The following is an 8,285-nucleotide window of genomic DNA, read 5'->3' as shown; positions in this document are numbered from 1 at the left end:
AGACAAAAGAAGGAATTTATCAAGAAATGAGAGAGTTAGGTTTAAGTCCAGGAACTCAACTATTTTTGAATGATGTCAATATTACAAAAGAGCAGGGATTTGGACAGTTTAACTTAGCTGGTAAGTGGAAAAAAACCTATGGGGGTTTTCAAACAAAAGAACCTTGGTATATTCTGACAAATTTTGTGGATTTAGAGACGGCAATAATTGCCTATCAAAAAAGATTTGATATTGAGGAGATGTTCCGAGATTTTAAGTCGGGAGGCTATAGCTTAGAAGGTTCTCAATTAGCACCCCAATACTTATCAAAGCTGATAATTGTTATAGCTATCGCCTATACAAGTGCCACACTACAAGGTAAAAAAATTAAGGATATGGGAATCCAAAAATATGTCACAAGACCTGAAAAAAGATATAAAGGTCAACGCAGACACAGCAGTTTTTATGTGGGTCAACATCTCTATCATTGGCTCCAGCTACATCAAATGTTCCAAAAAAATATAGAAGAGCTAATGCAAATTAGCCGCTATCGGTTGAAGAATTACATCAAGGGACAAAGAGCTATATCGCTTGCTCTATCTACCTTCTAGCTGGCTTGTCCCCCTCCCAGCCGGTTGCGGAGTTCACGTTTTTGACTTCTGCCCAAACTTTCTATCTCCTCGATCAAGTTTTCCCAGTCAACTTGATCAAAGTTTTTTTGTTTTAAAAGAGTGATTGTCTCGTTTAGCCAGCCGACATAATCAGTTTGAATTAGCATAAAAACCTCTGGATTGCATCGGTTTTAATTTAGATACAAAATAACCAATGATTAATTACAATAAACTATCCATTAAAGTGAGAATTTCCGAGATATTTTCGCCCCTAGAATTAGTTTTTAGATGGTTTTCTAAAAGTTCCTTGAGAGCAACCAGTTTCAGACTATTTTCCGCCAAAGTATTAGCGATCGCAGGGGCAGCCGGCAGATAACCCGTAGCGCCTAAATCCATTAAAGCAGAACGACGCAGCTGTAATTCTTCCCCTTGCAAAGCCTTAATCAGAATATCGCCATAGTGGGGGTTAGCCGTTAGTTGATAGAGGGCGCGGGCAGCCGCATAACGCACTTTTTCGACGAAATGCTGTAAAAACGGCTCGATCAGGGGAATCGCTGCCGTCGCTTGCAGGGTTCCCAAGGCCTCGATAATCGCCTCGTAGGGTTGGACTAAATGGGGTTTTCCCGCCACCAAAACAGCCACTTCGATGCCACCCTCTAATAGTTTCTTCAAAGGTGCGATCGCTCTTCGATCCTGAAGCATTTCCAATGCTTGGGCCGCCGATTCGCGCACATAATAATCTTCACAGTCGAGACAGGCAATCAAAGCGGGAACACAACTGAGATCATCCAATTTCCCTAAAGCGCTGGCGGCATTGCGTCGCAGGGGATAACCGCCATCGGGAGTGCGATCGCTTTCGTCCTCCAAAGCGGCAATTAAGGCCGAAATCGCCTCCGGTTGACGAACACGAAATCTACCCAACCACCAAGCGGCATAATAACGCGCGCCTAGGTCTTCTCTTTGCTGGATATTAGCGATCGCTTGTTCAACAGTATAGGCCGGATTATCGACGGCAGCAGAGTAAGAATCGCTCATAGACAAGTGAAAATGGGTGTGGGGTGTAGGGTGTGGGGTGTAGGGTGTGGGGTGTAGGGTGTGGGGTGTGGGGTGTAGGGTGTGGGGTGTGGGGTGTGGGGAAGTGGGGGGATGGGGAGAATAAATAAAACCTGTCCCCTTACTCCTGTCCCCTTACTCCTGTCCCCTTACTCCTTACTCCTGTCTCCTGACTCCTGTCTCGGAGAATACTGATAACTGACTCAGTTTTTCATAGTTGCTGCGCCATTGCCAATACCAGAATAAATTAAACCCCGTTGAGCATCGAGACTAATGATCACCCCTTCGCGGATAATTTTCGTGGCATCTTTAACCCCGACAATAACAGGAATACCCAATTTTAAACCGATAGTAGCGGCGTGATTATTCATCGCGGTATCTTCGGTGATAATTCCGCCAGCTTTCCGCATCATATCCACATATTCGGCGCTGGTGGTGGGAACGACTAAAATCTCCCCACTACTAAAACTACCCACTTCTCGGGCATTATGGGCTACTCGCGCCCGGCCACTAGCCACACCCTGGCCGATACCCGTACCTTTACCCAAAAGGGATTTTACCACTTCCACCTTAATTAAATCCGTGGAACCGGCCACCCCTTGCAGAGTTCCCGCCGTCATCACCACTAACTCACCATCCGCTAGGAGGTTATTTTCCTGGGCGAGATTCATCGCCACTTGAAAAGTTTGGCTGGTGGAGGGTAAATCGAGCAATAACATCGGTTTTACGCCCCAAACTAGCTGTAACTGCTGTGCCACTTCTCGATGGGGAGTAACGGCTAAAATCGGGGTTTTGGGGCGAAATCGGGAGACGTTACGGGCAGTAGAGCCGGTTTTTGTCAGGGTAATAATTGCCGCTGCCCCCAATTGTTCGGCAATTTGACTAACTGCCGAGGAAATAGCGTTAGGAATCGATTGTTTATTGTTAGAGCGAGCGGCACTATTGATCTGTTCCCGTTCGATCCTTTCGGCAATGCGGGCCATGGTTGCCACCGCTTCGATGGGATAATGACCCACAGCCGTTTCATTGGAAAGCATGACCGCATCAGTGCCATCTAAAATCGCATTAGCCACGTCCGAAACCTCGGCGCGGGTGGGACGAGGATTACTGGCCATACTGTCAAGCATTTGAGTGGCGGTAATAATCGGGATGCCTAGCTGATTAGCGGTATTAATCAGGCGTTTTTGCAGGATTGGCACGTCTTCGGCTGGTAATTCTACTCCTAAATCCCCCCTAGCCACCATAACACCATCACAGAGGGATAAAATTTCCTCCATTTCCTCGATCGCTTCGTGTTTTTCAATTTTAGCGATCACGGGGATAGATTTACCCGCACTGGCGATTAATTCTTTAATTTCGAGGATATCTTGGGGATTACGCACAAAACTAAGGGCGATCCAATCCACATCCCACAGCAGTCCGAACATTAAATCTTTTTTGTCCTTATCGGTTAAAGCTTTCACCGACAGATAGACGTTGGGAAAATTTACCCCTTTATTACTGGATAAGACACCCCCAACCACCACGCGACAGGACAGGTCTCCTTTCAAACGATCCACTGATTCCACCCGCATTTCGACCTTACCATCATCGAGGAGAATTCTCGAACCTTCTGGGACTTCTTGGGCCAGCGAGGGATAGCTAATGGAACTTATTTCCTGATTACATTCCACATCCCTAGAAGTAAGGATAAAGGGTTCCCCCGGTTTCAGGGTAATCGACCCACAGGCAAATTTACCTAAGCGAATTTTTGGCCCCTGTAGATCCTGAAGGATGCCAATGGGTTGATTGAGTTCAAAGGCTAACTGACGGATCAGGTTAATGCTGTGACGATGGTAATCGTGATCGCCATGGGAAAAGTTTAATCTAAATGTCGTCGCCCCCGCCTTGATCATCTGACGTAATGTTTCCTTATTTTGCGAGGCTGGGCCAATCGTGGCCACAATTTTAGTGCGACGGGGGAAAGACAGAGAGTGCATAGATAAGCAACTAAATAGGCGAAGTAAATATAGCAGCGTTTGGGACGCTCCGATCATCTTCTCATAAATGGTTATACCCAGTGAAAAGTTAAAAGCAAAAAAACGGTGAGATCTATAAATCCCACCGTTCTTATTTACCAAGTCCGTCAACTCAGCTTAGAAACGGAAAGTTGTCCGGAGGACACCGACAAAAATGGTGTCGTTATTACGGTTGTTAGCGTTGAAGATCGCATAGGCACCGGGGGTAATCAGGATGTTTTTGGTGACTGGGAACTTATACTGAGCTTCTACCATGTAAGAGGTGCTGCTTTCTTTATCGGAACGGGGCACTTGACCACCACCTAAAGAAAACGCCGCACCTTCGGCAAAGAGGTCGAGAACGGAGAGGTTAAGGTTCCAAGACCAGATACCAGTGTTATTGTCTCCGATCGCATCATTAACTCCCGTGGCCGAAGCATCGGCGTAACCAGCCCAGCCCGCTAGATTTAAGACTCCTGGGATAACTTGGGCGCTCGCCTGAAGACCGAAACGGTTAGCAGTAGTACCAACGTTACCGAAGGGACGCTCGGTGAGAGGGCTGCTGACGTTACCGAATAAACCAGAACTCATACTGGCTGCAGTTTGATAACTGTAAACGTAAACGAAGTTAATATCGGCAAATTTGATGAAGGAGAAACCAACCTGAGCACCCGCACTGTAGGAACCGTTAAATAAACCGCTACCAGGGTTAGGATTGCTGGCACCATTAGTCCCACCCTCGGCTAGGTAGGTTCCCGTAACTTGGAAAACATCGCCAATGTTGAATCTGACCCCAGCACCAACACCGGAAGGACCACGGAAAACGATGTTATTGTAGCGTTGACCGCGAGATAAAGCACCTGTACCGCTATCGGCGAGGAAGGGGTTAGCAGTGATGAAAACGTCATCTAGGTTTAACTGGTTAGCACCAACCCAAACGGTGATGTTACCGAAGGGAGTGCCGATGGGAGCGCGGTAGAACAAGTCATCGATGGTTATGTCATTGTCCCGGCCATCATCGTATGCCAGACGGGTCATGTTGGTTACCGTCGGTCCGTTTTGGTTGAAGGTATTGTTAAAGTTACCCGCTTGTAAACGGGTTCTCAACAAATCTTTACCGGTGAAGCTGGTTTCAAAGTTGAGTCGTACCCGATTATTAAATACTGTTTGAGTTTCATCTTGATTGCTGCCATCAGTCACCGTACCGTCGGTATTGGTAACGGAAGCTTGACCACCCCAGCTATCGGCGATACTGAAGATGACCTCGCCTCTGAGTTTGGTGGTGGTAGAAAATTGATTGTTTTCCAAGAAAGCAACGCGCTGTTCAAGGTTATCCACTCTAGCTCCTAAAGCCGCTAGTTCGGTTTCAAATTCTTGAACAAGACGTTTTAATTTATCGATATCTTCTCTGAGTACACCGACACCATCTTGAATTAAACGTTCCATGACGTTTAAACAAGCGTTTAAACCTGCGGCAAATTCCCAACGAGTGGTGGCGCGATCACCACGGAAGGTACGGTCGGGATAACCCACGATACAACCGTAACGTTCCACAAGACTTCTTAATGCCTCGTAGGCCCAAGCGGTGGGAGATACGTCCCGCAGTTGGTTAACGCTAGTCACCTGGGACATGGAACCCTGATAAACACCCGTATTAATCTGCTGACTATTTTGGGCGCGTTGAATGCGATCGAGTTGTTGTTGCGCTACTGGATCAACCTTGAGTTGAGGTGTACCAGGCATAGTTTGAGCCACTGCGCTGCCAGCAGCCGCTACGGAAGCACCTAATACTAAAGGAGTTACCTTTACTAAATTCTTGAATAGTTTTGACATGGGTCAATCCTCACACCTTCTTCTATGGATTGAATGGACTATGAATACAAACAGACTATATGTTTAGCCTGCAATTATAATCACATTCTATGCTAATTCCCTCTTGTCTAGGTTAAGTTAATTTTATGATATGACAGAAAAATTTCTGTCTGATCTTATTAAAATTAGGAATTACGCACTTTACAAATTAACCATGATGTGCATCAATGAAAATCCCTCCTTTCAGACTTTCGGCGATTAACTTCCCAACGATAGCGATCGCTCAAAAGTGATCAAAAAATCACGTTAAAATAAAATGCCCGAAACCCATACATCACATTTAGTCAATCCTGTCAATGGGCAATTCCTAAAGATTTTGTTAAAATCTCAGCCTTATCAGTTATCAGTTATCAGATGTGAGTTTTCAGTTCACTGTTTACTGTTCACTGTTCACTGATAAAATCTCCCCACTTCCCCACTTCCCCCCGCAACGCGCACGAAGTGGTCTCCCCACTTCCCCACTTCCTCAACAATAGTTGTGTGAGCTAGGCTCGATCGAGTAAGTTAGAATCGAGGATGATAGATATAGTGCTAGACTTGGGGGTCAGGATATAGATCGACTCCTTGAGTTAAAAACAGCAAGATTGCTGCTGAAAACTGACGGCTATAGATAAAGACTCGATTCTTGAATTTAAGCACCGAGAAGGGAGATAAAGATGGTCAATTTTGGGCTGAATTCGGCCAGTATCTTAGGAATTTTTCTGGCAGTGGCCGGAGCGGGATTATACTTCCTGCGCTCGGTGCGGCCGGAACTTTCCAGGGATCATGATATATTTTTTGCCGCCGTTGGTTTACTGTGCGGTTTAATTCTACTTTTTCAAGGGTGGCGACTGGATCCGATTTTGCAATTCGGACAATTTTTGCTGACCGGGGCAGCGGTGTTTTTTGCCTTCGAGACGGTAAAATTGCGGGGTTTAACCACGGAACAGGCCCGCCGCGGCACGTCTTTTGTGGATGAACGTCCTGTGAGTCGGGAATATCGGGCCGAATTAGAACCCCTCGACACCTATGAACCGGAGGAACGTTACGAAGATAATCCCCGTTTACGCGGTTACGATGATCCCCGCTCTTCCCGCACTTCTAGTTATCAGGACGAGGAACCCCGCGGCACCCGCACCCGTCGGCCGGCCGATACTAGCGGTCGCAAAACGGCTAATCGTCGTCCCCGCAATAGTTCCCCCACTAGCGATCGAGATGTTTATGATCAGCGCCGTAGCGGTGATGATTGGGAAGAAACCAGTCCCCGTCCCCGTCGTCGTCCCGCTAGTGAAGAAACGAGCAGTAAATTGCCCCGCACTGGACAAAAACGTCGTCCTCGCCCAATAATTGAGGATGATCCGCCATTTAAAGGGGAATACGTCGATTATCAACCGATCGATCCTAGCGATACGAGCGATCGAGAAGATTGGCAGAGACCGGATAATAGTGAACGGGAGTCGAGTAATGATCATCCGACTAGGTTTGATTATTAAGGAGTAGGTCCGATGACCAAAGCTCCCTTTTTACTGTTTATCTGCTTGTTTTTAGGGGTTATAGGCGGTTGTAATCTCAATAACCCCGGTTTCTCTACAGGAACCCTAAATAGTCGCTATAATGACGAAAAACCCGCCCTGAGCGGTGATGGTCGTTGGCTTGCTTTGCTGTCTAATCGTCGCGGTAGTAATCAGATGCTGCTTTATGATTTGCAGACAAAACAATACCAAGCCCTAGGGGGATTATATACGGGTCAAGAAATTACCGATAGCCCCAGTTTAAGCCAAACGGGGCGTTATCTGGCTTATGTGGTGATTATTGAGGGTCGTCCCGTCATCGCTTTATATGACCGCATTACCGATCGTTCTGAGTTATTGAGTCAAAATTATCGCGGTTGGTTGCGAAATCCCCGTCTTAGTCCCGATGGTCGTTATCTTGTCTTTGAGTCCGCTCGTCGGGGACAATGGGATGTGGAGGTTCTCGATCGCGGTCCGAATATCGAGTTGGATATTGCCGATGGCAGTCCCGTTGAAAGTCCCAAACCGTGAAACGTCATTTTTTTATTAGTCTTGTTGCTGTAATTAGTTTGTTAACTGGATGTGCGGGTTATCCCAGTTTATTGTCTTTTCCTTTCGATCGAGGGGGGAGAACTTTAAACAGTGCTGCTAGTGAATTAACTCCCTATCTTGCCTCTCGCTATCTCGTTTTTGCGTCCGATCGCAATGGTTCCCAAGCTATCTATCTTTTTGATGCCATCGATCGCCGTTTACTGCCTTTACCCGGACTAAATTCTCTCGATCAGATCGCTTCTAGTCCTTCCATTAGTGAAGATGGTCGTTATATCGTTTTTACTGCTAGTCGTCAGGGAAAAACGGCTATTTATCTGTACGATCGACAAACTCAACAGAGAAGGGAAATTGCTCCCGATCTGCTCGCGGAAGTACGCAATCCGATCATCAGTGCCGATGGTTCTAAAGTGGCTTTTGAAGCGGCAAAAAATGGGCAATGGGATATTATGATTTACGATCTATCCGGACGGGTATTAGTCAATGAAAATCAGTGATTATTAGATCTCTTGTAAAAATCAAAAATTGTTGTTAGGGTTAGGAGTCAGTAGCCAGTAGTCAGTAGTCAGGAGAATGAATAATAATCAATTAAATAGGGTTTGCTGAATAAATCTAAAAACCTTGTTGGATAAGACTTTTGGACTTTTTTCCCCTCAAAAAGTGCCAGCCATTGCGGGGATCGGGGGAAAATTCAGGTACTTTTTCCCTGAAAATTAGGTAGTTGACCACCTGAA

7 protein-coding genes and 1 pseudogene are annotated in these 8,285 nt (G+C 46.2%); 4 read left to right on the top strand and 4 right to left on the bottom strand.

What is annotated here, in order from left to right; all coding sequences use genetic code 11:
- A partial coding sequence (locus tag O9290_RS25010) for a transposase family protein (protein ID WP_502846476.1) occupies positions 1–590 on the top strand: 590 nt, incomplete at its 5' end.
- A gap of 17 nt (positions 591–607) precedes the next feature.
- On the opposite strand, the pseudogene O9290_RS25005 reads toward O9290_RS25010, so the two are convergent.
- From O9290_RS25005 to O9290_RS24990, 4 genes and pseudogenes are all read right to left on the bottom strand, one after another.
- A pseudogene (locus tag O9290_RS25005) lies at positions 608–757 on the bottom strand (DUF29 family protein); the annotation flags it as partial.
- Between the two features lie 55 nt (positions 758–812).
- Complete coding sequence (gene cpcE / locus O9290_RS25000) at positions 813–1,625, bottom strand: C-phycocyanin alpha-cysteine-84 phycocyanobilin lyase subunit CpcE (protein ID WP_288055145.1); 813 nt, start codon at positions 1,623–1,625, stop codon at positions 813–815.
- A gap of 221 nt (positions 1,626–1,846) precedes the next feature.
- Positions 1,847–3,622 (bottom strand): pyruvate kinase, encoded by a 1,776-nt coding sequence (pyk, locus tag O9290_RS24995; RefSeq protein WP_002761942.1) that lies wholly within the window; start codon positions 3,620–3,622, stop codon positions 1,847–1,849.
- A gap of 156 nt (positions 3,623–3,778) precedes the next feature.
- Positions 3,779–5,473, bottom strand: a complete 1,695-nt coding sequence (locus O9290_RS24990) for an iron uptake porin (protein ID WP_288024058.1) — start codon at positions 5,471–5,473, stop codon at positions 3,779–3,781.
- A gap of 695 nt (positions 5,474–6,168) precedes the next feature.
- Between O9290_RS24990 and O9290_RS24985 the strand changes: the two genes are divergently transcribed.
- The 3 genes from O9290_RS24985 to O9290_RS24975 are packed head-to-tail and all read left to right on the top strand — an operon-like array spanning position 6,169 to position 8,048.
- Complete coding sequence (locus O9290_RS24985) at positions 6,169–6,984, top strand: Ycf66 family protein (protein ID WP_288024055.1); 816 nt, start codon at positions 6,169–6,171, stop codon at positions 6,982–6,984.
- A gap of 12 nt (positions 6,985–6,996) precedes the next feature.
- A complete protein-coding gene (locus O9290_RS24980; protein ID WP_002761945.1) occupies positions 6,997–7,533 on the top strand; it encodes a TolB family protein in 537 nt (178 codons plus the stop codon).
- Positions 7,530–8,048, top strand: a complete 519-nt coding sequence (locus tag O9290_RS24975) for a TolB family protein (protein WP_061432803.1) — start codon at positions 7,530–7,532, stop codon at positions 8,046–8,048. The genes O9290_RS24980 and O9290_RS24975 overlap by 4 nt, the downstream gene beginning before the upstream one ends.
- Positions 8,049–8,285: the final 237 nt, after the last annotated feature.

It is taken from the genome of Microcystis sp. LE19-41.2A (assembly GCF_027530405.1).
GTDB classification, from domain to species: Bacteria; Cyanobacteriota; Cyanobacteriia; order Cyanobacteriales; family Microcystaceae; genus Microcystis; species Microcystis aeruginosa.
The sequence above is the reverse complement of the archived record's forward strand: the minus strand, read 5'-3'. Positions and strand labels throughout refer to the sequence as shown.

Coding starts and splice junctions, on each gene's coding strand:
- cpcE (WP_288055145.1), bottom strand. CDS start 1,625: ATGAGCGATTCTTACTCTGCTGCCGTCGATAATCCGGCCTATACTGTT.
- O9290_RS24990 (WP_288024058.1), bottom strand. CDS start 5,473: ATGTCAAAACTATTCAAGAATTTAGTAAAGGTAACTCCTTTAGTATTA.
- O9290_RS24985 (WP_288024055.1), top strand. CDS start 6,169: ATGGTCAATTTTGGGCTGAATTCGGCCAGTATCTTAGGAATTTTTCTG.
- pyk (WP_002761942.1), bottom strand. CDS start 3,622: ATGCACTCTCTGTCTTTCCCCCGTCGCACTAAAATTGTGGCCACGATT.
- O9290_RS24980 (WP_002761945.1), top strand. CDS start 6,997: ATGACCAAAGCTCCCTTTTTACTGTTTATCTGCTTGTTTTTAGGGGTT.